This window comes from Brevibacterium sp. BDJS002 (assembly GCF_028201555.1).
In the GTDB taxonomy this organism is placed as follows: Bacteria; Actinomycetota; Actinomycetes; order Actinomycetales; family Brevibacteriaceae; genus Brevibacterium; species Brevibacterium aurantiacum.
Window position 1 is genome coordinate 4,047,060 of record NZ_CP116392.1, and the last position, 25,267, is coordinate 4,072,326.

Consider the following 25,267-nt stretch of genomic DNA (forward strand, 5'->3'; position numbering starts at 1 on the left):
CATGATTGCGCAATGAGTCCAGACGATCCCACGGCACCAGGCCATGGACCACCGGGTGGCGGCATCCCCGCGCCGGCCGGTGGGACAGCCACAGCAGCCGATCCCAGCGGTGACCTGCTGCTGCGGATCGCCGACGGTGATCGCGCCGCTTTTGAAGAACTCTTCGTCGCCCAGTCCCGCATCCTCATGGCGGTGATCCTGCGGATCGTGAGAAGTCAGTCCCTCGCCGAGGAGGTGCTTCAGGAATGCTTCACCGAAGTCTGGACGCGGTGCGCCGGGTTCGACCCAGCACGCGGAACCGGCAGGGCATGGCTGATCACCTTGTGTCGCAGAAGGGCCATCGACTGCGTCCGCAGCGTCCAGGCCCAGCAGGATCGCGATCTGGCCGACGGACTGCGGTCCTCGGCGGGGATGGGAGAACAGGTCGAGCAGACCGTCATCGACAAATCGGAATCGGATCGCACGGTGACGGCGCTGAAGATACTTCCCGAGGAGCAGGCACAACCCATCGTCATGGCCTTCTATCAGGGCATGACCCACGCTCAGATATCTGAGCGTCTCAAGGTGCCCCTCGGTACCATCAAGTCACGGATCAGAGACGGAATGAAGAAGCTGCGAGAAGAGTTGGAGGCAAGCCGATGAGCACCGATCGTGACTATCTGGCTGCCGGGCTGGCCCTGGGCGGACTCAGCGAAGCAGAACTCGCCGAGGCACAGGCGCTTGCCGACGCTGACGCCGATTTCCGGTCCGAAGTCGCCGCGTATTCCGACACCATGGCGCTCATGGCCGAATCCGATGCGGAGCTGACCGATGATTCGTCAGCTGGGCCCTCTACAGCAGGGTCTTCAACGGGCACTCCCGAACACATCAGTACAGCCACCCGGGACGCAATTCTCGCGATCCCCGGCGCCCACGCGCAGGTCCAGGACACACCCGCTGAGTCACATCAAGTACAGGAGACACCGCACTCGGAGCAGTCCGCAACGGCTGCTCCGACACAGCCCGCTCCAGCACAGTCTGAATCGACACGGTCCGAATCAACACCACCGGCCGATCTGGCCGAGCACCGCCGCAAGCGCCGCCCCTGGGTGGCCTGGACAGCGGCAGCGGCCGCAATCATCGCAGTCGCAGTCCTAGGGGCCAATGCCTGGCAGCTGCAGCAGGAGCAGAGCGAGCTTGAGGAGAAGTTGGCCTCGACTCAACAGCAGCTCGACGACTCCGCTCGTCTCATGGAAGCCGGAGATCTGCGGACGAGCAATGCTGATCTGCCCGAGGGCGGTTCGGTCACTGTGTTCTCATCTGAGACGGAGCAGCTCATTCGGTTCACCCCTCGTGACGTCGCCGCTGCTCCGGCAGGGAAGTCTATGCAGATGTGGGTGATCGGTGACAAAGGTCCCGAGAGCGTGGGGCTCATGACTGGTCAGCCGGTGACGATTGCCGATGAGCCATTCACCTCGGGCAGTCTGTTCGGCATCACGGTGGAGCCGGAGGGCGGTTCGAAGCAGCCGACGACCGATCCGATCGTCGCCATCGATCTGTAGGCACGTCCGATTCAGATCTCGGGTCAGGCGTCTCCGTAGGTCGAGCAGCGCGGGTCACGCTGCTCGATATCACAGCGGCGGATGGGTCTGAGCGTGATTCGTCACCCTTTCGAAGGCCTGTGCTGCCTTGAGCACACGTGCATCGGCACCAACAGGGCCGATGAACTGCAGGCCCACTGGCAGCCCCGTTGCGGAGAAGCCCGCCGGGACACTGATCGCTGGACATCCCGTTGCTGAGATCAGGCTCGTCGCGTGGACCCATGCCATGTAGTCGCTGATCGGCTTGCCGTTGAGAGCGTCTGGATAGTCTAGTTCGGCGGCGAAGGGCTCCACCTGACTCGTAGTCGTCACCAGCACATCGTGACGCGAGAAATAGTCTTGCATGGCTACCCACAGACGGGCGCGAGCAGCATCAAGTGCGAAGAGATCCTCGGCCCCCAGGTCTAGACCAGCTTGGATGTTTCCACGAAGAGTGCTCTTCATCTGATCGGCGTGGTCGACGATGAGATGCCCATAGTTCTTGGCAAACTCGTAGGCCCTGGCCAAACGAAACACCTCAGCAGCATCATCGAGTGCCGGGGCCTCGTGACTCAGCTGCGCGCCCAATCCGGTCAGTACAGTTTCAGAATTGCCGACAACTTCGGCGACTTCGCCTTCAACTTCAACCTGGCCATTGAGATCCGGAGCGAATCCGATCCTCCACCCCGACAAGTCCGTGGTCGTATCAAGGTCCGAGAACTGTCCCAGGTCCAGCCGTGAGGTCGGTCCCCAGGTGTCCGGACCGCTGCACAAGTCCATCAGCAAGGCGACATCAGCGACATTGCGCGCCATGAATCCCGGTTGGCTCAGCCACTCCCATGGGTTGTCTGGCACCACATGGGGAATCCACCCATTTGATGGACGCAGGCCCACGATATTGTTGAAGGCGGCAGGCAGACGCAATGACCCACCCGTATCCGAGCCGTCTCCCGCTGCCTGCACTCCGCATGCGATCGCTGCAGCGGCTCCACCTGACGAGCCGGATGCGGATCGAGTGGGATCGTACGGATTTCGTGTCGTTCCGAATACAGGGTTGACGGTGTGAGCTCCCGCCGCAAACTCAGGCACGTTGCTCTTGCCTGTGCTGATCACACCTGCTGACTTCAGCCTGGCCACAATGAGGTCGTCGCGGTTCGGGACGTTATCGGCAAAGATCGGTGAGCCGTATGTCGTCCGCATCCCTGCAGTCTCGTGTGTGTCTTTATGAGTCATAGGTATGCCCGACAGAAGTGGGAGGTCCGTGCCACGTGCCCTCAACTCGTCGACTTTATTCGCCGAGGCGAGCGCACGGTCAGCATCGATCGTGACCACAGCGTTGACAAGGGGATTGATCTCGTCGATGCGGCGCAGGTGAGCCTCGACGAGTTCGCGAGAACTCAGTTGTCCAGTCGCGAGCGCACCGGCAAGTTCTGCAAGTGCCATCCAATGGATGTCCGCTTCTGCACTGATTGACACTAACGGCGCCCGGCCAGCAAGCCGACGCAGACACCCAGCAGAGCGGCTCCTGCCCCGACTGCAGCACCAGCGAAGAATTCGCTGCCGCGCACAGATGTTCCGAATCCCGCTCCGGCCGGTTCAGCCGCCGGCAGCGGTGCAGGGCCTGCTACCGCAGGCACTGCAAGCACCTCAGGGGCCGAGCCTGCGGGCGCCGCAGCAGGTTCTTCGACCCCTTCGTGGATGGCCCGGTCGATGTCTTTGAAGAATTTTGTGGCGATACGCTTTGCCACGCCGGACAGCATTCGCTGGCCGACTCCACCGATGGCTCCTCCCAGAACAGCGTCGGCGTCCCAGGTGACCTCGGTACCTCCGGCTTCACCAGGGGCCAGCGCCACGGTGATATCGGCACCGATGGTTCCCGGTCCGCCAGAACCTTTGGCGGTGAGGACGAACGAGGCCGGGGGCTGCTCTTGTGAAAACGCCACCGAACCTTTGTACGTGCCTTTGATCGCTGCCACTCCCATGGTCAGAACCACGTTATAGGTCTGGTCGTCTACCGGAGTGAAGCCTTCGACTCCCGGAATGGTGGCAGCGAGGATCCGCGGGTCGTGGAACGCCGCATAGGCGGTGTCAGGATCGGCCGTCATCTGAGCTACGGAAGAGATGCGCATGAGTTGCAGTCCTTACTGGTGTCCGGCAATGGATGGGGGTACAGAAACGGCAGAGCCGAGGCCTCGGGATTTCAGTCCAGGGACTTCACCGGCCGCATGCTTGTTCCGCAGTTCCCACAATGTTGAAGGATCGAGTGGCATGGCACGGATTGGGAAGCCTTCAGCATCTTCGATGGCAGACGCGATAGTCGTGGCCGTCGGAATTGTTCCGGCCTCTCCTGCGCCTTTGATGCCCAGAGGATTGAGCGGACTTGGGGTCTCCAGATGATCGGTCTCAACGTGGGGAATCTCGGACGCGAAGGGCATGAGGAAGTCCATGAAGGAAGCATTGAGCAGCTGTCCGTCCGTGTCATAGGCCATCCGTTCGTAGAGCGCCCCTCCCACACCTTGGGCAACACCGCCGTGGACCTGTCCCTCAACGACCATCGGATTGATCATCGGCCCGCAGTCGTGGACGACGCAGTAGCGAAGGATCGTGATGTCAGCAGTCTCCGGATCGGTTTCGACGATCGCGGCATGCATGCCGTTGGCCACGGTGGAGCGCAGCGGCGAGAAGAACTCCTGCTCTTCCAGTCCCGGCTGCTCGCCCGGTTTCACCGAGGGCTCCTCAGCTGTGGACTCCTTGGCGAACTGAGTCGCGGCCTTGGCGCTTTCGTCGAACGCGTAACGCAGGGGATTCGACAGAACAGACACCGCGGCCAAGGGCATGGCGGCACTGGGGTCGCCTTTGACAGAGATGATCCCGTCGACGATCTCAAGGTCCTCAGGGTCGGCCTCGAGGGACTCGCCGGCAATCTTCAATGCCTTGGCTTTGACCTTCTGAGCCGTCAGGTGCAGGGCGTTGCCTGCCATCACGGCCCCTCGCGATCCCCAAGTCCCGACCGAGTACGGAAGTTTTCGAGTGTCACCTGTCGCTACATGGACTGTGTCGATGGGGACGCCGAGTGCATCGGCGACGATCTGCGCGAAGACAGTCGCATGAGCCTGCCCGTGGGTCGTCAGCCCAGTCCAGACATTCACCCGGCCAGAGGATTCGACCTCGATATGGCCGCCTTCGTAAGGACCGGCACCGGTGCTCTCCACATAGCATCCGATCCCCAAGCCGACCTTGCGACCTTCGGCTCTGGCCTGGTCCCGATAGGCTTCGAACTCGTCCCAGCCGACGAGGGCTTTGAGCTTGTCGAGTGAGGTCACGAAGTCGCCCGAGTCCAGGCAGCCTTCCGCACCATCCTGCATGGTGACTCCCATGGGATGGGGGAATTCGCGGACGAAGTTGTTCAGACGCACCTGTGTGCGATCCATGCCGAGTTCGTCGGCGATGGCGTCGACAGTGCGTTCCATCATGAACACTGCATGGGCGCGACCGGCGCCTCGATAGGGCGTGACCATGACGGTGTTGGTGTACAGAGACCAGTATTCAACTCGGTAGTTGGCGATGTTGTAGGGACCCATGACATGCGTCGAAGTGTTGAGAGGCACGATGACGCCGTATGGAATGTAGGCGCCGTTGTCGTGCCAGAATTTCACATCCAAACTGAGTATCCGACCGTCATCGTCGAATCCGACCTTCACATTCTGAGTTTGTGCTCTCTCGTGCGCTGAGGAGATGAAGTGCTCGCGCCGGTCTTCGGTCCATTTCACCGTCGTTCCAAGCGCTCTCGCGGCGCAGGCCACGGCCAGTTCCTCTGGCCAGGGGTGGTTGATTTTGACGCCGAAGGCACCACCGACATCGGGAGTAATGACTTCGACCCGGGTCAGCGGGATCTCCAGCCGTGCTGCTAACGCGGCACGCAACCCGGTGCTGGTTTGGGTTGAGGAATGGACCTGGAGGCTTTCATCCTCCCGGTTCCAGGCCGCGATGACGCCTTTGCCTTCCATCGGCATGCAGGCGCTGCGCTCGAACTCCAGGTCGAGGTCGAGCGTATGTGGGGCCCGGTCCAATCCAGCATCAACGTCCCCAACTTCTTGGACGTAATGGGCGGCCACGTTGTCGTCCATTCCGGCGTGGACGACCCGCTGCCCCTCGCGAGATTTTTCGACGCCGACGATCGGGTCAAGAAACTCGTAGTCGATCTCTATCCGTCCGGCCGCGTCCTCGGCGATGTAGCGGTCGCGGGCGATGACCATGACGATCGGCTCACCGACGAAGTTCACGTGGTCTGGGGCCAGAGCGAAACCGGTATGAGGTGCCACGATCGATGGGTGCGGGATCAGCATGGGCAGGCGGTCTGCTGCCTGACCGGGCAGATCTTCGTGGGTCCAGACCGCGATGACACCTTCAACATCGATGGCGCCTGTGACGTCGATATCGACGATGTCAGCGTGGGCGTGAGGGCTCCGCACGAAGGCCGCGGCCACACTGCCGTTGGCCAGATCATCAAGATAGCGACCATTGCCGGTGACGAGACGCGGGTCCTCCCGACGCTTGATCTTTTGGCCGAACATACGTGTGGTCATTGAGACACCTCGGTATCTTCTCTGCCGCAGCAGTTCTGGCCACAGCCGCCCCGCAGTTCGGCAGTGCGTTGAACTGCCTTGACGATGTTCTGGTAGCCGGTGCACCGGCAGAGGTTGCCGGAAATCGCCTCCCGAGCCTCTTCTTCGCTCGGGTGCGGGTTTTCGTTCACGAAGGCGTCGATGGTGGTGATGAACCCCGGAGTGCAGAAGCCGCATTGCAGCCCGTGGGAATCGATGAAGGCCTGCTGCACGTCGGCCGGGTTCTCCGGATCGTCTCCGATTCCTTCAACGGTCGTGACCTCATGACTCTGTGCGCTGGCGGCAAAGATCAGACAGGACCGGATCGGATCGCCGTCGAGCTGTACTGTGCAGGCACCGCAGACCCCGTGTTCGCAGCCGACATGGGTACCCGTCAGCTCCAGATCCTGGCGCAGAACGTCGGAGAGAAGCTTGCGATCCGGCACATCGAGGACATGGTCTTTGCCGTTGACACTCAGCCGGATGGTCGATCTCGGTTCGGCTGCTGCCTCAGCCGCGCTCGTCTGGGTCATCGTGATTCCTTCTCCTTGCATGTTGCTGCTCGCTGTCCACCGCTGAGGGCTGACGCACCACGAGTGCTGTTCTGCCTGCTCAATCGCTTGAGCAGGCGTCCGGCGATGACTCCTGTGAGATGCCGGCGATAGTCGGCGGTGGCGTGGATGTCCCCATCCGGATCAATGAAATCCTTGATCGCCGAGGCGACTGCGTCGACGATCGTGTCCACGCGATCCACTGGGGTGCCGGAGACGATGTGATCGAGTTCGATGATGTCCGGGGTGTCCGTGACTGACACGAATCCCGCCTTCAACCCGGTGATCGTGGCAATCTTGCCCGCAGCCCCGGAGCCAGGCGGGTCAGCAGCGTCAACAGAGGCAGCAGCGTCGGTATTGTCGGTGGACATGATCAGTCCAACCCCGGCCAGCCCGTAGTCGCCGCTGCGGCGCGCCAGTTCGTCGAACCCGGCCCTCTGACCTGGCTGGAGAGCCGGGAAGATCGCCTCGGTGATGAGCTCCTCGGGTTCCAGGCTGGTCTCCAGCGGACCGACATTGAGTTCGTCTGCGGTGAGCGTGCGGGTGCCCTTCAGGCTCCTGACTTTCACGCAGCCGCCAGTCAGCGCGAGTATCATCGGCATCTCACCATTGGGGTCGGCGTGAGCGATGGAGCCGACTGTGGTCCCCCGGTTCCTGATCGCCGGGTGAGCGACGTGTCTGAGTGCTTCACCGAGGATGGGATTCGCAGAGGCGACGTCCGGATCACGCTCGAGTCGTCGGTGGCTCACGAGCGCACCGACTGTAATCTCCTGTCCTTCGACCGTGAGCCCGTCAAGCCCGTCGACAGCTGTGATGTCGATGAGGTTCTCCGGAGCTGCCAGTCGCATATTGAGGACCGGGACCAAACTCTGTCCCCCGGCGATGATCTTTCCATCCGATGCATGCGCCGCGAGCAGTTCCAGGGTGTTCTCAATAGTCTTCGGACGGTGAATCCTCAGGGGAGAAGGCTTCATTGTCTATGTCACTCATCTTTCGTTCTGCGGAGCTTGCGATCCTGTTCGAGGTCTGCGGTGACCCGGGCTCTCTGCCCTTCGCCTCCGATGTTGAGTCCAGCGCCATCGGCCGGATCATCCAGCAGTTCTTTCGGCGCCAGCCAACGCGCAACATGGTACATGACCAGCATCGATATCGTCCCCAGCGCGATTCCGGAGAGGATGAAGTCGTCAGTGAACTTCAAGCTGACGTCACCGATGGCGATGATCAGTCCCGCTGCGACCGGGACGATATTGAGCGGGTTGGCGAAGTTGACCCGATTCTCGATCCAGATCTTCGCGCCCAGCATGCCGATCATTCCGTAGAGGACGACCGTGATGCCACCGAGGACTCCGCCCGGCACCGAAGAGATGAGTGCACCGAACTTCGGTGAGAAGCCGAAGCAGATCGCAACAAGTGCAGCAACCCAGTAGGCCGCGGTGGAGTAGACACGCGTTGCCGCCATCACCCCGATGTTCTCTGCATAGGTTGTCGTCGGTGAGCCTCCGACCGAGGTGGCGACGACAGTGGCGACGCCGTCACCGAGGACCGCGCGGCCCATGTATTTGTCGAGCTTGTCACCGGTCATCTCTTCGACTGCCTTGACGTGTCCGGCATTCTCGGCGACGAGGGCGATGATGCCGGGCAGCATGACGACGATCGCTGCCGCGTTGAAGACTGGAAGGTGAACTCCGACGACACCTGCAGCAGTGTCCGTCATGGGCGGGAATCCGATCCACGCGGCTGACTCGATGGCGGAGAAGTCCACGCGGAAGTGTGTGGTCACTTCTCCGGCAGCGGCACTGAATGAGGTGATCTGACCGAAAATCTTGTCGAAGAGCCAAGAGACTCCGTAGCCGAGGATGAGGCCCAGGAACACTGCGATTCGACCAAGGAACCCTCTCGCCCAGACGGAGAGGAAGACGATGAAGACCATGACGATGACCGCAACCCACTGGTCCTGGGGCCAGTAGGTATTTGCAACGACCGGGGCCAGGTTGAAGCCGATGAGCATGACCACTCCGCCGGTGACGACGGGTGGGAGGACCTTAGTCAGCGCTGACGCTCCGATGTAGTGGATGAACACACCGACGAGAGCGAGGATGACGCCCGAGACCATGATCGCACCGGTCACCTCGGCGGGGGTGCCGCCTTGAGCGGTGACAGCGGTGACACCTCCGACGAATGCGGCCGAGGTGCCGACGTAGCTGGGCACCTTGCCCTTGACGATGAGGAGGAAGATGATGGTGCCGAATCCCGACATCATGACCGCCAGCTGCGGGTTGAGCCCCATGATGACGGGGAACACGAAGGTGGCCCCGAACATGGCTACCACGTGCTGAGCGCCAAGGCCGATCGTTCGGCCCCAGGTCAGACGCTCGCTGGGTTTGACGAACTCACCTGGAGCGACAGTCTTGCCGTCCCCGTGCAACGTCCATGAAAACATCGACATGTGTTTCTCCCCATCGTTGAGAAAGGCCCGGTGCAGACATTTCGACACGTGTGTTCTTGCAGCCGCCGGTCACGAAACATCTCGACTAACACCACGACTCTATTGGGATGCTGAGGTACACATCACGTCAGATCCTGCCAAATATACCCAGTCGTCGTCGGCAGTCTTTGCTAAGGAAGCTTGACGATCTGCAACGCCAAAGACACCGAGAGACGGAGGTTGGGGTCCTCGGTGAACGGCCCAACCATGTGTTCGAGCTTGGTGATCCGATATCTCAGCGTGTTGTAGTGGAAGAACAGCGACCGTGCCGTTTCTGCCACGTTGAGATTGTGATCGAGCAGAGCCTGCAAAGTGGTGCGCAGTCCTGCGTATTCTTCTTTGTCGTCCCCAGCCAGCGGGCCGAGGACCTCGCGGGCAAAACTGCGCAGCTCTTCCTTCTTCGTCACCTGAAGGAGCAACCGGTAAACGCCTAAGGAGTCGTAATGGCTGAGGCCCTGACCACGTTCGAGCTGGCGTCCGACCTCGAGTGCGCGCATCGCCTCCTGATAGGCCGCTGCCAGGCCGGACACGTCTGCTGCTGGCCGTGAGATGCCGACCGAGAACTGCCTCCTGCCGCCCCCTCCATATCCGCGCACATCCGTGATGAAGGACCTGAGTCGTGCCGTGATCTTGTCCGCGCTCTCTGCCGAGAGCAGCAGGATGACCTGATCTCCCGAACCGACGACCGCAGCGGCGGGATCGTCCTGTGACACGACTTTCGTCCAGGCGTCGGCGAAGAGGGACTGCATCGTCCGCTTGTTCTCAGCATCTGTCTGGTCCGCTTCCGAATCCACCTCGGCGACTGCGACGTTGATGGGTCGGGCCAGGTCCCAGCCCAACGAATCTGCGTGGGAGAGCACTCGGTCTGTGGACGCAATATGGCCTCGGAGCACCTCAAGGACGAAGTCTGTGCGGTACTTGCTCTCGACCGCAGTGATCGCCTTCTCCCGGGTGATGACAAGCGCCGCCGCGGCGGCGGCTTGTTCAATGAGTCGGAACTCGGGAGCTGTGAGCCTTCCCTCGCCGAAGGCAACGATGCGGCCCAGAGTCTTGTCTCCGCCTTCGATGGTGCAATTGCCCCACACGTAAGTCCGATCCGCGCGGGTCTGTCCGCTGCGTTCCAGGCCCGCGGGTTCGTCCTCGACACGGAAACGGCCAGACTTGTCGAAGCAGACCAAGCTCGTCAGATCCTCACTGACCCCCGCTTCGGCTTCGGCGACCATCGAATGAGTCCGCAGACAACGCACTCTGCCGTCCAAGGTGGTGACCGCTGCAGCCACACCGATCCGTTCCGCCACCATCTGACAGACGTCTTCGAGGTCACCGTCGTTGATGACGACGTCGACAAGCTCTCGCATCGTCTGTTCCGTCTTCCGGATGAGTTCGGCTCGGCGATCAAGGTTGTTCGAGAGCACTTCGTGCATAATCTCGTCGAAGCCCACTCCGTCGCCGAGGTGAATGATGGGCAGGCCGAGCCGATTGGCTTCCGCGATTGCGGAGGCCGGGATCGTGGGAAGATATCGTCCCGGCTTGATGCAGATGGCGGAGACCCCGCTGGCGTCTAGCGTCGTCAGGAGCTGGGCAATCTCCTCGGGTCGATCGCGCAGCGGATAGGCGGTGGTCAGGAGCAGTTCGCGCGGTTTCACCCAGGGGATGATGTCCGGAACTTCCATCACATTGGTCAGTTCAACTTGGCGATCAAGCCCCTGTGCACCCGCGACGACCGTGCCGTTTCGCATACTCGGCAGATCCATGACGTCACGGACGGACAGACAGGCTGAAATGGCGTCGCCATCATGGGCTAGCAAATTTTGATGCATATCCACGCCATTCTTGGCATCATTTGACATGCAGTGACGATAGCAGGTCACGATAATCTGTCGAAATGAGGTCCACGTCACGTACTCTGCCGGCAGCGGTTTCCCCGATGCCGTTCCTGGACCCGAACAGCGCTGCCGTCTTAAGACCAAACCTCCCGAACGCAAGCGTTGTGACCGTGAACGCAAAGGTTCTCGGACTCTTTCCAACTGGCTTCTACATTGGTGTCGATGCCTACCCGTGGGGTCAACAGATCCTTCCCGTGTTGGGCCCGGATGCCCTGCAGCTGCCGACGGGAATTCAGGTGCCCCAGCTGACTGCGGCCCACCTCGGCGAGCTTCGTACTGAGATGCCGGCAACCATCACTCTTTCAACTGCAGCTGCCCACCCGAGCGTGGAACGGGTCGAAACCGCGAACCTGTGCTGCGTCATCGTTCGGACATGGCGTCCCAGTCGGGTCGAGCCCCTTGACCTGCTAGGTCCTCACCGATATTCGCGAGATGTGGTCGAATCGATCCGAGAACGCCTGATTCCGGGCCGCAACGATCTGGCTTCTCGGTCATTCAATCTCGTTCGTGCGCTGGAGTCCGGGATCGTTCAGGACGTGGACTCTTGCGTCCACGCTCTCCTCGGCTACGGCCCCGGAAGCACACCCTCCGGCGATGACGCACTGTGTGGGATCGCATTGGCGCTGCGTCGGACATCCCAGTCGGTGTCTCGCTCGCGCCAACAGTCCCTGTTGACACAAAGACTGTCCAACATCGCCTTCGAAGCGCGAACCACGGCCCTGTCTGCCTCACTTCTGCGTGCCGCCGTCGAGGGCTACTGCATCCCGGAGATCGAACATGCCATCACCGACATCGCCTGCCTTGGTGACGGCGAAGATGACTCTCTCAACTGGGTGCTCGCGAACATCAGCCGGATCGGTCATCACTCCGGACACGATCTCCTGACAGGAGCCCTCGCGGTACTCACACCAACAGAAGAACTCACTCTCGTTTCACCACTGGAAGGAACCACCCATGCCGACGACTCTTGATATCAGGTCAGGCCTCTACTACGACTCCGTCGCTCTCATGCAGGTTTCTGCGCAGGTCAAAGCCACCGAAGGCGTAGACACCGCGCTCATCGGCATGGGCACCGAGCTCAATGTCGGTCTCATGCGCGAGGCCGGTTTCGACATTCCCGATTCTGCCGCACCCAATGACCTGATCATCGCAATCAGCGCCAGCGACGATGCTGCGCTCACGTCAGGCCTCGCCGCCGTCGACGAGGCCTTTACCCGCATTGCCGAAACCGCCACACGCTCACTGGGGGCAACCGGAGCGGAGCAGCCCCCGCTGACTGTCGAGTCAGCGGTCGAGCGCACCGGCTCCAACCTGGTCGTGGTCTCCGTTCCCGGCGACTACGCAGGCATCGAAACCATTGCTGCTCTGGATTCGGGGAACTCGGTGCTGCTCTTCAGCGACAACGTCGATGTCGACACAGAGGTCGCCCTCAAACGCAGGGCCACCGAAGCGGACCTCATCGTCATGGGCCCCGACTGTGGGACGGCCATCGTCGCCGGGGCCGGGCTCGGTTTCGCCAACGAGATAAAGCCGGGCCGGATCGGCATCGTCGCCGCTTCGGGCACTGGTGCGCAGCAGGTCTCGACCCTGCTCGATGCTGCAGGAGCGGGTATCTCCCAGTTGATTGGCACTGGCGGACGCGATCTGACACACGATGTCGGTGGACTCAGCGCCAAACAGGCACTCAGGGCTCTTGCTGGCGATGAAGACACCGATCATGTCGTCGTCGTGTCGAAACCCGCCGACGCCGCGGTGGTCGCAGAAATAGAAGTTCTGGCAGCTGATCTGGGCATCGGTGTCAGTTGGGCCGTGCTCGGCCCCGACAGCACCGATCTGACAGCAAGCGTCGAAGCTGCTCTGGACAGCTGCGGCTTCGACGTTCCCACATGGCCGACGTGGGGAACGACCGGCACCACGGAAGACCTGAAGCAGGGACCTCTTGTGGGGCTCTTCTGCGGTGGCACCATGGCCGATGAAGCCATGCTCATCGCGGCAGAGACTCTGGGCCCGATCACCTCGAACATCCCCATCGGCGGGGCAGACAAGATCTCTGGTCCCGAACTGCCTATGTCCGCACACACGGTCATCGATTTCGGTGATGATGGAATGACTCAGGGACGTGCCCACCCGATGATCGACCCCAGCCTGCGCCTTGAGGCCATCGCCGAGGCGGGTGGCAGCGCCGGAGTTCTCCTCCTCGATCTGGTCCTCGGTCATGGAGCCCATGCGGCTCCAGCGGAAGGTCTCGCCGAAGCCATCTCCGCAGCTCGCTCGACTGCAACGCAGGCTGGTCGGGAGCTGCCCGTCATCGTCAGTCTCATCGGCACACAGGCTGATCCGCAGGACTTCTCTGCCACGGTGGCCTCGCTCGTCGAGGCCGGCGCCGAAGTCTACGTCTCCAACGCTCAGGCGACTCGACGCGCGGTCTCCTTCATCGCCCCGCTCAACCAGCCACAGCGCGACAGCACTTCCGTAGATGACGCACAGTCGGGGCTGAACAACTCGGGGACAGAAGGACTCCCCGCCCGGCCGGACCTTCCTCCCACGAGGCAGCGGCTCAAACGGACGTTGCAGCGAACTCTGCGTCAGCGATGAACTCTGCCTCGGCGACGAAACTGCGCGGGCTGCTCTCAGCCGAACCGAAAGTCGTCAGTGTAGGTCTGTCACTCTTCGCCGACGCGCTGCGTGCACAGGCCATTCCTGTCGTCGAAGTACCGTGGCAACCGCCCTTGGGTGACACGAACAGACTGTTCTCCGTGATGAGCGACCCTCGTCGCCTGGCAGCCAACGCCCAAGCCTTGGAGGCCATGCTCAATGCCGGCGCCCAGCTCGTCGGCTTGCGACCGGCCCGTGAGTGCCTGGGCCTTGCCGACAACGAGTTCCTGCATTCGGGGCCACCCCTCGAGTTTGAACGTGCCTCGGGTCCTATGCGGGGAGCGTTGGCCGGTGCTGTGGTCTTCGAAGGACTGACCGACACGCTCGAAGATGCTGAAGCCGGGCTCGCCGACGGGCGCTTCCGCATGGCACCATGCCATTCGAAGGATGCTGTCGGGCCCATGGCCGGAGTGATCAGCCCGTCGATGTGGATGTTCGAACTCGTCGACCCCGTGTACGGCAACCGTGCCTACTGCTCCCTCAACGAGGGGTTGGGCAAGGTGCTGCGGTACGGCGCGAACAACGACGAGGTGCTTGACCGCCTCCGTTGGATGCGCGACATCTTGGGCCCCGTGCTCGCACAGGCGGTCGCCGCACACGGACCCATCGACACGAAATACTACGTCTCGCAGATGTTGGCATCCGGCGATGAGGGGCATAACCGCAACCGCACTGCGACGCTGCTGTTCCTCCGAGATCTGATGCCGGATCTGCTGGCTCTGGATTTCGCCTCCGCTGACCTCGCTGAGGTATGTCGATTCCTGGGCGCCAATGACTACTTCGCACTCAACTTGGTGATGCCGACCTGCAAACTGGCCATGGCAGCGGCGAAAGGTATTCCCGGTTCCTCACTGGTCGTGACCATGGCCCGCAACGGCACCGATTTCGGCATCCAACTCTCAGGCACCGGCGACGAATGGTTCACCGGACCGGCCCAGGTCGCTGAGGGACTGTACCTGGGTGACTACGGTCCAGAAGACGCCAATCCCGATATCGGAGACTCTGCAATCACCGAGACCGCCGGTATCGGAGGACTGGCCATGGCCGCGGCTCCGGCAGTGGTGCGCCTCGTCGGCGGCGATGTGGCCTTCGCTGTGGAGACGACACGGAGAATGTACGAGATCACCGCTGGTGAGCACCCGATCCATCAGATTCCGATCCTGGAATTCCGCGGTGTGCCCAGCGGAATCGACCTGGTCAAGGTGCTGCGGACGACCGTGCTTCCGCAGATCAATACGGGCATGGCCGGTCGCATAGCCGGTGTCGGCCAGGTAGGCGCCGGACTGGTCAACCCTCCGATGGACTGCTTCACCAATGGACTCGAGTCGCTGGGACAGTAGCTCCCTCGGCTTCGGCAGCCGGACCCAGCAAGTATTCACTGGGTCCGGCGTCTAAGAGTGAATGGGTCCGGTTGTATTCCGCAGTGAACGACCGCTCCCCCGGGCGAACTCAAGCAGCACCTCGGCGAAGATGGACACTGCAGTGGCCTCCGGTGAACGCGCCCCGAGATCGAGGCCGATGGGACCATGGATCCGGTCGATCTCTGCTGTGCTCGCGCCCGCCTGTGCCATGGCCTCGACGCGCAGTGTGTGGGTGCGGCGACTTCCCAGTGCACCGATGTATCCGGCCTTGGACCTTGCCGCTTCGAGGAGCACCGGAACGTCGAACTTCAGATCGTGGGTGAGCACTGCGATGACCGTGGAACTATCGATTCGCCCCGCCCGAACCTCATCGTCCAGGTATCGATGTGGCCAGGAGACGATGACTTCGTGGGCATCCGGGAACCTCTCCGGCGTAGCAAAGATCGGACGCGCATCGCAGACCGTCACCTGGTAGCCGAGGAATTTCCCGAGCTGAGACAAGGCCGCCGCGTAGTCGATCGCTCCAAAGATGATGAGACGGGAGGGTGGCACCGAGGTGGTGACAAAGATCCGCGTTCCAGCGCCGAGGCGCTTTCCAGTTGAGTCGTATTCGCGCACTCCCGTCCGACCCTGGGCGATCATCGCCCCAGCATCGGTGGTGACATGCTCATCGAGTCGCGGGTGCCCGAGAGTTCCACTCGTGCGCCACTCCGCTTCAGTCCCACCCGTCGCACTGCGTCGGCCAGCAGCCGCGGGCACACCAGCTGCACTTCCTGCGGGTTCGATGAACAATATGCGCCCAGTGGGGTCATCAGTGTCGCCGAGGTCCCCCGCTGAAGTCTCACGGATCACCGGCAGCTCCAGGGCGAGCGCAGCCGGTCGAGATTCCTCAAGCGCACGCAGATATCCAGCCAGCGGCACCGTCGTCGTCTCATCCACGATGGGAATCACCAGCGCCTCGATCTGCCCGCCGCAGGCAAGGCCCACGGCGTATGCCTCATCGTCGCTGGTGCCGTAGTGCGCCAGCCCGGCCTGACCTGTGGCCAGGACCTCAAGAGCGAGTTCATGGACGGCAGATTCGACACATCCACCGGACAGGCTGCCAACAGTCTGACCGTCGGAGGCCACAGCCATCATCGCCCCGGCCGGACGAGGTGCCGACGACCAGGTTTCGACGACGACGGCCACTGAGAACCGGCGGCCCGACTGCAGCCAATCCAACAGTGTCTGTTCCAACTCAGCCATTGGTCATCGTCTCTTTCGCTCCGTATTCGTTGAAGTTCGCCGTTTCCCGATGTCGACTCGCTGCATCCCGGTTCGCCCTCGTCGTATCCCGTCCCAGGCTGGACGCAATATTCTGGGCCACTGCCTGCCACCCATCAACGGTGGTCGCGGGAAGCATCACCTGCGCAAATTCCTCAGCGATCCGCATGCCGCGCACCTCCGGGGTGAAGCCGGCACGACCTGCACGAGGATTCACCCAGATGAATCGGTGGCTCAGTCTGCCCAGCCGTGCGCACGCGGTGCGCAGTTCGGTGCAGTCCCCCTGTTCCCAGCCATCACTGATGAGGACGAGCACAGATCCGCGGATCGCCTCTCGATGTCCCCCGTTGAGCAGGCTGAGCAGTCCTTCGCCGAGGCGGGTGCCGCCTGCAAGATCCGGAATCGTCGCCTGCACCGCCCGCAGTTCACGTTCAGCCAACGGTGCAGAGAAGTGCTGGTCGACTCGGGTCAGTCTCGTTCCCACGGTGAAGCTTCGTGCCTTGAGTCTTGGCGTGGCCCGAGCCAGGAATCGGATGAGTGCGGGCAGCCATTGCTTCATTGAGGCGGAGACGTCGACGATGATTGTGACGTCTCGATCGCGTTCCCGGCGGGTTGATCGCGGCAGACTAGAGAGTTCTTCTTGTCGGATCAGGGTCTTCAGTATCTGGTTCGCATCGATTCTCCCGATACTGCTCCGCCTCGTTGTGTACGCACTGCGACGTGGGGTTCGAAAGGACAGGCCGTCGATCAGACGCACTGCCTCCGCCGCATGTTCGCCGTTCCCAAGGTCAGTGGTGCGCAGGAGCTCGATCCGGCTGGCAGCCGCTTGGAGTGCCATAGTCTGATCGTCGACCTGGCCCCATTCATCAGAGGCACTCGACTCGTCACTGAGCTCCGGTGTCGGAACGCTCACCTCGTGAGGAGTCTGAGCCAGTCGTCGCCCGGTGAGACCGAAGTGCTGGTTGAAGAGGGCGTCGTGGATCGGAATATGTTTCTGCTCGGTGCAGATCAATGACCGTGAGGCAGCACGAACCTGAGTTGGGTCCAGCGGATCGATGAGGGCAAGTGCGCTGGTCAGAGTCCGAATCCTGTCTGCACCGGCAGGCAGTCCATACCGGCGCAGGCATGAGCCGAAGTGCATCAGCTCGGTGGGCAGGTCGCTCATATCTGGTCGACCAGACTGTTCGGATTCAGACAGGTGAGGTCATCGGCGTCTTTCAGGACTGCGGAAATCGTCGACCTCACGGCCGCCTCGTCGAGCTCACTGATTCCCAGCGCATCGAGGGCCCGGATCCAGTCGATGGTCTCCGAAGTTCCCGGAGGTTTGACCAAGGTCTGCGCCCGCAGACGATTTGCGGCGCGCACCACGGCTGACCGCAGTGCTTGGGAGGAGTCTGGGACATGGTGGGCAAGTATTCTCTCCTCCGTCTGGGCATCGGGTTGTGAGAACCAGTGGTAGACGCAGCGGCGTTTGAGCGCGTCGTGAAGTTCACGTGTGCGGTTGGAGGTGAGGATCACCAAGGGCGGGGTCGGCGTGTGAATGGTGCCCAGCTCGGGAACGGTCACAGACCAATCCGAGAGGACTTCGAGCAGGAGTGCATCGAATTCGTCGCCGGCACGGTCGATCTCATCAATCAGCAGCACAGGGCGCCGAGGTTGAGCAGCGATCCCGTCGTTCCGTGAACTTTCGATCGCCTGGAGAATAGGTCGACTGAGTAGGAATGGCAGGCTGTGGAGTTCATCGTCGAGGCGGGTTGCATCGAGTCGTTCGGCCGATGCTTTCGCCGCTGCTTCGATGGTACGGACGTGGAGAATCTGTTTGGCGAAGTCCCAGTCATAGAGCGCATGGGTCGAGTCGAGTCCCTCGTGGCACTGCAGACGAATCAGTTCGGTGCCATGGACTTCGGCCAGAGCCTTGGCCAGGCTGGTCTTGCCCACGCCGGGCGCACCTTCACACAGGAGGGGCTTATCGAGTGCGCCCGCGAGGAAACTGGCTGTGGCGAGGGATTCGTCGGCCATGTACCCCGCATCTCCCAGGGCATTCGCCAGATCAAGAGCGCCGGTGAAGTCAGGCATGATCACTCATTCCGGTCGTGGGCACAATCAGCCCGTGGGCTTGCGCTTCAGCCGCAGTATCGACATCACTGTTTCCAGAGACGCCCAGTGGCAGCAGATCCCCGCATTCGATCCCGAGTACCTGGCTCGACAGCTCCCTGAACAGGTCTTTCGCCCCTGTCTCGTCGTGACAGGCCGCGATCGCTCGCGGGATCAGTTCCCTGCCGATCATCACTGGGTGCCCGGGTGTTGCGTTCCAGGTGCAGCGGGCCAAAACCTCGGTACCGGAGTGCTCAAGCAGGCGGCGGTAGGCCTCGGCTGGAGTGTCTGGCAGGTCGACCAGGGTGACGATCGCCGCTTCGGTATCGGCGGCGACCGCCCGCAGGCCCACCTGCAGTGATGACCCCATGCCTGTTGCAAAGTCAGGATTCTCGACCACTCGGGCGCTCTCTGGAATCAGCGGCCTGGCTCGGTCGGCAGAAGCCCCGAGGACCACGATGATCTCAACCGGATCCTCCGATCCCCGCGCTGCAGCCTTAGTCGTCTGTGTGGCTTGAGCCATCGTCAGCACATGGTGTTCGAGCAGTGATGTTCCCATAGGCAGTCGCAGCAGTGCCTTGGGCGCGCCCATTCGACTGCCGCATCCTGCCGCCAACACGATCATGCTGACCTTGCGCTTCATTGCCTTCACCATGGATATCGATTCTAGGCGTGATCCGTCCGAGCCGGATCTCGATCAGCCCTGGTCAGCACACTGTCACCAGGTGTGACTACAGTTCCCGACTTACCTGATACTGCCGCGGGAAGATTGTCGAGAGCAGCGATGACGCCCATCGGTCCACCATTGTCGACATAGTTGAGAACAGCATCGACTTTTGGTCCCATCGAGCCTGAGGCGAAGGTGCCCGTATCTGTGAGCGCCCGCAGCTCCATGTTCGTGACATTCGTAATGTCACGAGCCGCAGGCGTGCCAAATCCCGCGACAGCGCAGGGCACATCGGTGGCGATGATGAGACGATCGGCTTTCACCGACAGCGCCAGCTGCGCCGCGCTGAGGTCCTTGTCGATGACCGCGGAGACTCCGTTGAACCCCTGGCCATCGGCAATGACGGGGATTCCTCCGCCCCCTGCCGCGATGACGACCGACCCAGAATCCGCCAAGAACTCGATCGTAGGAGTTTCGAGGATCCGCACCGGGCGAGGCGATGCCACAACCCGACGCCACCCACGAGCACCGAAGTCCTTCCACGTCTGTCCCAGTTCTTCCATGGAGGCCGCGTAGTCCCTCGGCTGATAGGAGCCGATCGGTTTGACCGGATCTGTGAAGGCAGGATCGTCTGGGTCGACGACGGTACGGGTGACCAGCGCAACAACGCTCTTGGAAATACCTCGAGAGTTGAGCTCCTTCTCGATTCTGCTCACAATCGTGAAGCCGATGGTGCCTTGGGTCTGCGCCCCGCACCAGTCGAGACTGACCGGGGGCAGCTCCGAAACGGCGAGCTCATTCTTACGCATGATGTTGCCCACCTGCGGCCCATTCCCATGGGCGACAACGAGTTCGTGTCCCGCTTCGATGAGATCGGCGAGATGGACGGCCGCCCGCCCGATGGCACGCCGCTGATTCTCCGGCGACGCGTCACCATCGGCGGAAGTCATCGCGTTGCCACCGAGGGCGACGAGGACTCTCACAGCCAGTCCACCTCGGGTGCCCTGGCACCGTCACCGGCCAACTCGGCATAGCCGGGTCCCCGGTCGAAGAACGGCTCGTTGACTCCGCGTTCGGTGAGCAGACGTGCACGCAGCGATTCCGAAGCCGCCTCGTCGACGGTGGCGTTCTCGATACCGTCCGGACCCTCGGTGACAATGACGCCATAGGACTCTTCGGCCCCGGCGATGCTCACTTTGCCCCACTGGACATCCCGGACAACCTCGGCGAAGGGACGCTGCAGCGGGTCTCCCCACCCGCCGCCACCGGTCGTGCGGATCCGCACGACCTCGCCAGCGCTGATCGGCTCGTCATCGGCCAGAGCATCGATTTCGCGTTCATTCACACCACCCGGGTCGATGGTGACCTGGAAGGGCTTACCGGCCTTCCCACCTTTGACTCCCCAGCAGGCAAGGATCGACCGGTCGGCGATCGACATGAAGTGACCGTCGCGCAGCATCCTGATGTGTTTCTCATAGCCGAGTCCGCCACGGTATCGACCGGCCCCGCCGGAGTCGACGGACAGGCCGAGGCGTTCGACGCGGAACGGGAACCGGGATTCCGTGAACTCCGTCGGCAGGTTCCGGGAATCGGGGACCACGTGGATCGTGTCTTCACCGTCGGAGTAGTAGCGTCCGCCGGAGCCGCCGCCGAGGACCTCGCGCATGAGGTAGTCGTTGCCGTCGCGGTCCTTGCCGTAGACGCCCGTGTAGCGGATGGTCTCCTGGTCGGCTGGCATCTGCCCGTCGACTGCCTTCGCCACCACACCTGCCAGCACGCCGAGGAGACGCAGGATGACGAAGGTGCGTGCGTTCGTGGGGCCGGGGAATTCGGGAGTGAGCAGAGTCCCTTTCTCCGGGAACCGCATCTCGATGAGGGGAACGATCCCCTCGTTGACGTCGAGTTCGGCCATGCGTTCTGGGCTGTCGGCGAGGTTGCGCAGAATCGGTGCCAGCCACTTCTTGAGGAAGTTACCGCCCACATAGTCACCGCAGTGGTTGATCGGGCCTGCGGCTTGAGCCGCGGTGCCGGTGAAGTCGATGATGAGACGTGGGCCGTCATCAGGACCACCTGTCGATGTCTTCGTCAGGGTGATCCGCTGCGTGTGCAGCATCGGGTCGGAGACTCCGTCGTGTTCGGCGTAGTCTTCCCACACGTACTGGCCGTCGGGGATCTTCGACAGAATCTCGCGGCGGTAGATCTCCGTGGAATTGTCGAGGATCGTGTCGAAGGCGGCCTCGACGGTGTCGACTCCGTAGCGGGTGAACAGCTCGGTCAGGCGCCTGGCACCCATGAGGCAGGCGGAGCACTCCGCGTCCAGGTCGGCCGACAGCGAGTCGGGCATACGGGAGTTGCGCGTCATGATCGCCAGCGCCGACTTGTTCGGCGTCCCTGCGTCCCAGAGCTTGATCGGAGGGATCATCAGACCCTCTTCGAAGACGCTGGTCGCTCCCGATGGCATCGATCCGGGGCAGGCTCCACCGATGTCATCGTGATGACCGAATGCTTGGACGAAGCAGACGACCTCACCGTTGGCGAAGACCGGTACCGTCACGCACATATCTGGAAGGTGGCCGATACCGCCCTCGGAGGCGTAGACGTCGTTGTGGAAGAAGACATCCCCTTCCTGCATCTCTTCGATGGGGAAGTCGCGGACGATGGGATGGACGAGTGCCGAATATGAGCGGCCCGTGAGTTTGCGCAGCTGCCGGTCATGGATTCCCGCGCGGAAGTCGTGAGCGTCGCGGATCATGGGTGAGCGTGAGGTTCGAGCGATCGCGGTCTCGACCTCCATTTCGACGCTGGCCAGGGTGCCTTCGACGATTTCGACGATGATCGGGTCGACTGTCGAGGCCTCCTGCTTCGAGGTCAGGCGGTTGCCGTGTTCGTAGGCCGTCGGCAGACCTGCAGGGTTGATCGGGTCGGCGTTGATGTAGTCGGTCAGTGCCTGCCCGGTCAGTGGGGTGAGGCTGAGCATCGACCCGGAGTCGGGTGCGGCGGTCTGGTCAGTGATCGTCATTTGCCTGCCTCCTGGCGGTTGCTGCGTGTGGTGATGATGTTGCCGCTGGCATCGATGCTGGCGGTGAAACCCGGGTGCAGTGGGAATGTGGAACCGAACTCTTCGATGATGGCCGGCCCTTCCAAGGTGTCTCCTGCCAGGAGGCTTTCGCGCCAGTACACGGCGGTGTCGACGAATCCGTCCTCGGCGTCGAAGCACACCGGCCGCACAGCGGTCTGCGCACGTTCAGATTTATCCGGTGCCCCCTCGGCTGATGCGATGTGGCGAAGCTCTGGGCGGGTGATAGGACCGATGCCTGAGACTCGAACATTGACCCATTCCACGTGCTGGTCCGACGCATCAGCGAAGTCATAGCCGTATAGCTGCCTGTGCTCGGCGTGGAATGCACGTGTCACCTCGTCGGCCCATTCTCGGGTGATCGTCCCCGAAGGAGCCGGCACGCGGACCTCGAAGGCCTGACCGAAGTAGCGGAGGTCGACGGAGCGGTCGAACTGGTGACGTTTCGGTGCAAAGCCTTCATTGACCAGAGCTTCTGTGGCTCGAGCCTGGAGACGGTCGAAGAGTCCGGCGACTTCAGCGATGTCCAGTCCGTCGTCTCGAGCGACGTTGGTCTGGACATAGTCGTTCTTGACGTCGACAGTCAGCAGTCCGAAGGCAGAGACGTTACCCGGGTTGAGCGGAACGACGACGCCGGCGAGATCGAGGATGTCGACGAGTGTGCAGGCCAGCAGCGAGCCGGAGCCGCCGAAAGTGGTCAGCATGAAGTCACGGACATCGAGGCCACGCTGGACCGAGATCTGGCGCAGCGCGTTGGCCTGGTTCCAAGCGGAGATCTCGAGGATTCCGGTCGCGGCTTTCTCCGTGCTCAGGCCAAGCTTTGCGGCGATTTCGCTGATGCCACGGCCGGCGGCATCCGCGTCGAGCGGGATTTCCCCGCCGAGGAGGTGGGGCGGGATCCGTCCGAGGAAGACGTGGGCATCGGTGATGGTCGGTTCCACACCACCATTGCCGTAGCAGATCGGCCCTGGGTCGGCTCCTGCCGACTGAGGACCGACCTTGAGCTGCCCTTCAGCCGTGGTCCAGGCGATCGAGCCGCCGCCCGCGCCGACGGTGACGACGTCGATCATGGGGATTTTCGACGGGTAGACACCTACCGAGCCTTCGGTCGTCAGAGCGGGCTCTCCATCGACGACAACGGTGACGTCGGTCGAGGTACCGCCGCCGTCGCAGGTCAGGACCTTGTCGAAGCCGGCTTCCCGGGCGATGAGTCCGGCACCCAGTGCGCCGGCGGCAGGGCCGGAGAGCACTGTGGTGATGGGCTGGTTGACGACCTCGTCGGCGGAGAGGACGCCGCCGTTGGACTTCATGATGTAGAACGGCAGCTTGGAATCTTTGTCGGTTCCGGTATAGGCATCGAGGCGTTCATGGATGTTCTTGACGTATGAGGAGACTTTGGGTTTGACTGCGGCGTCAACCAAGGTCGTCATGGATCGCTCGTATTCGCGGTATTCACGCAGCACTTCGGAACTGAGCGACACGATCACGTCGGGGTGCTCTTCGAGGAGGATTTCGCGCATCCTCTGCTCGTGAGCGGGGTTCGCGTAGGCGTGGAGGAAGTTGACGCCCAGTGTGCCGACGCCCTGGTCCCGGAACCAGCGAGCGACCTTGCGTGCCTCGTCTTCGTCGAAGGGGCGCACTTCGTTTCCCTCGAAGTCCATGCGGCCGGTCACCGTCTTCACCAGGTCGGCGGGCACGATGCGATCGGGCTTGACCCAGAAATAGGAGTTTCCGTAACCGTCAGGAACGGCCTGACGGGCGATCTCGAGCACGAATTCGTACCCCTCGGTGGTGATGAAGCCGAGACGATCGAGCTTGCCTTCGAGCAGCTGGTTGGTAGCGACGGTGGTTCCGTGGCTGACCGCGCTGATATCGGAAGCCGTGATCGTCGCGGAGTCCTGATCGGTGCCCAACATCTCGAGTACCTTGTCGATGCCGTTGATGAAGCCATCAGCGGGATTCGACGGTGTCGAGGGAGTCTTCGTTGTGGTCAGCTCACCGGTGGCTTCGTTGAAAGCCACCACATCTGTGAACGTGCCGCCGGTGTCGATACCGATACGGATTCGTGGGCTTTGAGTCGACATCAATGTCCTTCCCAGGTCTACTGACCCCAGGTCTGCTGAGCGTTTGAGTCCATTTTTGCCGGTGACTCACATCACTCCACCGGCAAAAGATGCCAAACAACTCACGAGCCGTTGGTAAATGTCTCCAATTGCGACAGCTCCGTTCGCAGCACCTCTTGGACAGATCGCGTCGGGCGGCTCAGGATGGCCTGCGCTGGAAGCGCTCCGCACGACAGCCCGTGGTTGTCGTAGTAGGAGAACATTGCCTCCAACCATTCGATCTCGCGCAGGTCAAAGCTCGTGTCAGACGTCGAGTCAGCGACAGAATTCCTGTGGGCAAGCGACCAGCGCTTCGGAGTTGAAACCTCGAGTTCAACCGTTCGACCCAGCACCTGCTCGGCCGCAGCGGCAACGTCGCGAACAGTCAGAAGTTCGGGCCCACCGAGTTCATAGGTCGCCCCGATATGAGCCTCATCAAGCAGCACTTCAGCAGCGACCTCGCCGACATCGGCGAGACTGATCAGTCCGAATCGGGTGTCGACGTTGTAGGGCACAGCAATGTGCGGTTTCTGTTCTCGCAGGCCCGGCAGGAGGTTATCGATATATGCGCACGGTTGGAGAATCGACCACTGCAGTCCGCTCCGCCGCACCAGGTCTTCCGCTGCAGCCTTGGCCACGTGGTGTGGCATATCGGGAGCATGGGGTGCTGCCACCGAATGGTAGACGACCCGTTCCACTCCCGCCTCGCGGCAAGCCCCGAGCAGTACAGAGATGAAGTCCAGCTCATTCGGATGGAGGTTCGGCGCCATGAGATAGGCAGCTCGACATCCCTTCAGCACCGCACCAAGATCCGCCATTTCGCCTCGACCGACAGGAACGGCGGGCACTCCCCGGGCAGCTAGTGCCGATACGATCGCTCGACCGGTCTTCCCCCGCGCACCCACCACAGCCACAGTCACTCCCGCCGCTGCATCCGTGGACACCTTCGTCTCCTTGTTCATAC

The 25,267-nt window shown here is 62.1% G+C and carries 20 protein-coding genes; 5 read left to right on the forward strand and 15 right to left on the reverse strand.

Going from position 1 to position 25,267, the window contains the following annotated elements; genetic code table 11:
• The first annotated feature begins 12 nt into the window (after positions 1-12).
• Together PGC08_RS18675 and PGC08_RS18680 are read left to right on the forward strand one after the other, a co-directional pair.
• Positions 13-642, forward strand: a complete 630-nt coding sequence (locus PGC08_RS18675) for a sigma-70 family RNA polymerase sigma factor (RefSeq protein WP_096162727.1) — start codon at positions 13-15, stop codon at positions 640-642.
• Positions 639-1,541, forward strand: coding sequence for an anti-sigma factor domain-containing protein (locus PGC08_RS18680; protein WP_271709141.1), 903 nt, complete (start codon positions 639-641; stop codon positions 1,539-1,541). The genes PGC08_RS18675 and PGC08_RS18680 overlap by 4 nt, the downstream gene beginning before the upstream one ends.
• Before the next feature lie 69 nt (positions 1,542-1,610).
• On the opposite strand, the gene PGC08_RS18685 is transcribed toward PGC08_RS18680, so the two are convergent.
• The 7 genes from PGC08_RS18685 to PGC08_RS18715 form a co-directional block, all read right to left on the reverse strand.
• A complete protein-coding gene (locus PGC08_RS18685) occupies positions 1,611-3,002 on the reverse strand; it encodes an amidase (RefSeq protein WP_271709142.1) in 1,392 nt (463 codons plus the stop codon).
• Positions 3,003-3,034: 32 nt separating this feature from the next.
• A complete protein-coding gene (locus tag PGC08_RS18690; RefSeq protein ID WP_271709143.1) occupies positions 3,035-3,688 on the reverse strand; it encodes an SRPBCC family protein in 654 nt (217 codons plus the stop codon).
• Between the two features lie 12 nt (positions 3,689-3,700).
• Positions 3,701-6,145, reverse strand: a complete 2,445-nt coding sequence (cutA, locus tag PGC08_RS18695) for an aerobic carbon-monoxide dehydrogenase large subunit (protein WP_271709144.1) — start codon at positions 6,143-6,145, stop codon at positions 3,701-3,703.
• A complete protein-coding gene (locus PGC08_RS18700) occupies positions 6,142-6,696 on the reverse strand; it encodes a (2Fe-2S)-binding protein (RefSeq protein ID WP_271709145.1) in 555 nt (184 codons plus the stop codon). Before PGC08_RS18700 ends, cutA begins: the two co-directional genes overlap by 4 nt.
• Complete coding sequence (locus PGC08_RS18705; RefSeq protein ID WP_096162717.1) at positions 6,693-7,688, reverse strand: FAD binding domain-containing protein; 996 nt, start codon at positions 7,686-7,688, stop codon at positions 6,693-6,695. Before PGC08_RS18705 ends, PGC08_RS18700 begins: the two co-directional genes overlap by 4 nt.
• Before the next feature lie 8 nt (positions 7,689-7,696).
• A complete protein-coding gene (locus PGC08_RS18710; protein WP_205677149.1) occupies positions 7,697-9,160 on the reverse strand; it encodes a uracil-xanthine permease family protein in 1,464 nt (487 codons plus the stop codon).
• Between the two features lie 170 nt (positions 9,161-9,330).
• Complete coding sequence (locus PGC08_RS18715; RefSeq protein ID WP_164513856.1) at positions 9,331-10,938, reverse strand: PucR family transcriptional regulator; 1,608 nt, start codon at positions 10,936-10,938, stop codon at positions 9,331-9,333.
• Between the two features lie 257 nt (positions 10,939-11,195).
• Here PGC08_RS18715 and PGC08_RS18720 point away from each other — a divergent pair, with 257 nt between their 5' ends.
• The 3 genes from PGC08_RS18720 to PGC08_RS18730 are packed head-to-tail and all read left to right on the forward strand — an operon-like array spanning position 11,196 to position 15,080.
• Entirely contained in the window at positions 11,196-12,056 is an 861-nt protein-coding gene (locus PGC08_RS18720) for a DUF2877 domain-containing protein (protein ID WP_271709147.1), read from the forward strand.
• The gene (locus PGC08_RS18725; RefSeq protein ID WP_271709148.1) at positions 12,040-13,680 is read left to right on the forward strand and encodes an FdrA family protein; all 1,641 of its coding nucleotides are present in this window, start codon (positions 12,040-12,042) and stop codon (positions 13,678-13,680) included. The genes PGC08_RS18720 and PGC08_RS18725 overlap by 17 nt, the downstream gene beginning before the upstream one ends.
• Positions 13,677-15,080 carry a DUF1116 domain-containing protein gene (locus tag PGC08_RS18730; protein WP_271709149.1) on the forward strand — a complete coding sequence of 468 codons (1,404 nt, stop codon included), beginning with the start codon at positions 13,677-13,679 and terminating at the stop codon, positions 15,078-15,080. The genes PGC08_RS18725 and PGC08_RS18730 overlap by 4 nt, the downstream gene beginning before the upstream one ends.
• A 51-nt stretch (positions 15,081-15,131) precedes the next feature.
• Here the strand turns inward: PGC08_RS18730 and PGC08_RS18735 are convergent, their stop codons facing one another.
• From PGC08_RS18735 to PGC08_RS18770, 8 genes are all read right to left on the reverse strand, one after another.
• Positions 15,132-16,346 carry an XdhC family protein gene (locus PGC08_RS18735; RefSeq protein WP_271709150.1) on the reverse strand — a complete coding sequence of 405 codons (1,215 nt, stop codon included), beginning with the start codon at positions 16,344-16,346 and terminating at the stop codon, positions 15,132-15,134.
• Positions 16,339-17,529, reverse strand: a complete 1,191-nt coding sequence (locus PGC08_RS18740) for a VWA domain-containing protein (protein WP_271709151.1) — start codon at positions 17,527-17,529, stop codon at positions 16,339-16,341. The genes PGC08_RS18735 and PGC08_RS18740 overlap by 8 nt, the downstream gene beginning before the upstream one ends.
• Complete coding sequence (locus tag PGC08_RS18745) at positions 17,526-18,440, reverse strand: AAA family ATPase (protein WP_096162705.1); 915 nt, start codon at positions 18,438-18,440, stop codon at positions 17,526-17,528. Before PGC08_RS18745 ends, PGC08_RS18740 begins: the two co-directional genes overlap by 4 nt.
• Complete coding sequence (locus tag PGC08_RS18750) at positions 18,433-19,113, reverse strand: nucleotidyltransferase family protein (protein WP_096162703.1); 681 nt, start codon at positions 19,111-19,113, stop codon at positions 18,433-18,435. Before PGC08_RS18750 ends, PGC08_RS18745 begins: the two co-directional genes overlap by 8 nt.
• 11 nt (positions 19,114-19,124) lie before the next feature.
• A complete protein-coding gene (locus PGC08_RS18755; protein ID WP_271709152.1) occupies positions 19,125-20,108 on the reverse strand; it encodes a carbamate kinase in 984 nt (327 codons plus the stop codon).
• On the reverse strand, positions 20,105-22,144 hold the full coding sequence (locus PGC08_RS18760; RefSeq protein WP_240518487.1) for a hydantoinase B/oxoprolinase family protein: 2,040 nt from the start codon (positions 22,142-22,144) through the stop codon (positions 20,105-20,107). The genes PGC08_RS18755 and PGC08_RS18760 overlap by 4 nt, the downstream gene beginning before the upstream one ends.
• Positions 22,141-24,285 (reverse strand): hydantoinase/oxoprolinase family protein, encoded by a 2,145-nt coding sequence (locus tag PGC08_RS18765; protein ID WP_271709153.1) that lies wholly within the window; start codon positions 24,283-24,285, stop codon positions 22,141-22,143. The genes PGC08_RS18760 and PGC08_RS18765 overlap by 4 nt, the downstream gene beginning before the upstream one ends.
• A gap of 101 nt (positions 24,286-24,386) precedes the next feature.
• Positions 24,387-25,265, reverse strand: coding sequence for an SDR family oxidoreductase (locus tag PGC08_RS18770; protein ID WP_101583725.1), 879 nt, complete (start codon positions 25,263-25,265; stop codon positions 24,387-24,389).
• Between the last annotated feature and the right edge of the window lie 2 nt (positions 25,266-25,267).

Bases quoted from the DNA above. Each gene is read 5' to 3' on its own strand.
- PGC08_RS18765 (WP_271709153.1), bottom strand. From the start codon at position 24,285: ATGTCGACTCAAAGCCCACGAATCCGTATCGGTATCGACACCGGCGGC.
- PGC08_RS18745 (WP_096162705.1), bottom strand. From the start codon at position 18,440: ATGCCTGACTTCACCGGCGCTCTTGATCTGGCGAATGCCCTGGGAGAT.
- PGC08_RS18750 (WP_096162703.1), bottom strand. From the start codon at position 19,113: ATGGTGAAGGCAATGAAGCGCAAGGTCAGCATGATCGTGTTGGCGGCA.
- PGC08_RS18730 (WP_271709149.1), top strand. From the start codon at position 13,677: ATGAACTCTGCCTCGGCGACGAAACTGCGCGGGCTGCTCTCAGCCGAA.
- PGC08_RS18675 (WP_096162727.1), top strand. From the start codon at position 13: ATGAGTCCAGACGATCCCACGGCACCAGGCCATGGACCACCGGGTGGC.
- PGC08_RS18685 (WP_271709142.1), bottom strand. From the start codon at position 3,002: ATGGCACTTGCAGAACTTGCCGGTGCGCTCGCGACTGGACAACTGAGT.
- PGC08_RS18735 (WP_271709150.1), bottom strand. From the start codon at position 16,346: ATGGCTGAGTTGGAACAGACACTGTTGGATTGGCTGCAGTCGGGCCGC.
- PGC08_RS18740 (WP_271709151.1), bottom strand. From the start codon at position 17,529: ATGAGCGACCTGCCCACCGAGCTGATGCACTTCGGCTCATGCCTGCGC.
- cutA (WP_271709144.1), bottom strand. From the start codon at position 6,145: ATGACCACACGTATGTTCGGCCAAAAGATCAAGCGTCGGGAGGACCCG.
- PGC08_RS18680 (WP_271709141.1), top strand. From the start codon at position 639: ATGAGCACCGATCGTGACTATCTGGCTGCCGGGCTGGCCCTGGGCGGA.
- PGC08_RS18700 (WP_271709145.1), bottom strand. From the start codon at position 6,696: ATGACCCAGACGAGCGCGGCTGAGGCAGCAGCCGAACCGAGATCGACC.
- PGC08_RS18710 (WP_205677149.1), bottom strand. From the start codon at position 9,160: ATGTCGATGTTTTCATGGACGTTGCACGGGGACGGCAAGACTGTCGCT.
- PGC08_RS18715 (WP_164513856.1), bottom strand. From the start codon at position 10,938: ATGCGAAACGGCACGGTCGTCGCGGGTGCACAGGGGCTTGATCGCCAA.
- PGC08_RS18770 (WP_101583725.1), bottom strand. From the start codon at position 25,265: ATGAACAAGGAGACGAAGGTGTCCACGGATGCAGCGGCGGGAGTGACT.
- PGC08_RS18705 (WP_096162717.1), bottom strand. From the start codon at position 7,688: ATGAAGCCTTCTCCCCTGAGGATTCACCGTCCGAAGACTATTGAGAAC.
- PGC08_RS18690 (WP_271709143.1), bottom strand. From the start codon at position 3,688: ATGCGCATCTCTTCCGTAGCTCAGATGACGGCCGATCCTGACACCGCC.
- PGC08_RS18760 (WP_240518487.1), bottom strand. From the start codon at position 22,144: ATGACGATCACTGACCAGACCGCCGCACCCGACTCCGGGTCGATGCTC.
- PGC08_RS18725 (WP_271709148.1), top strand. From the start codon at position 12,040: ATGCCGACGACTCTTGATATCAGGTCAGGCCTCTACTACGACTCCGTC.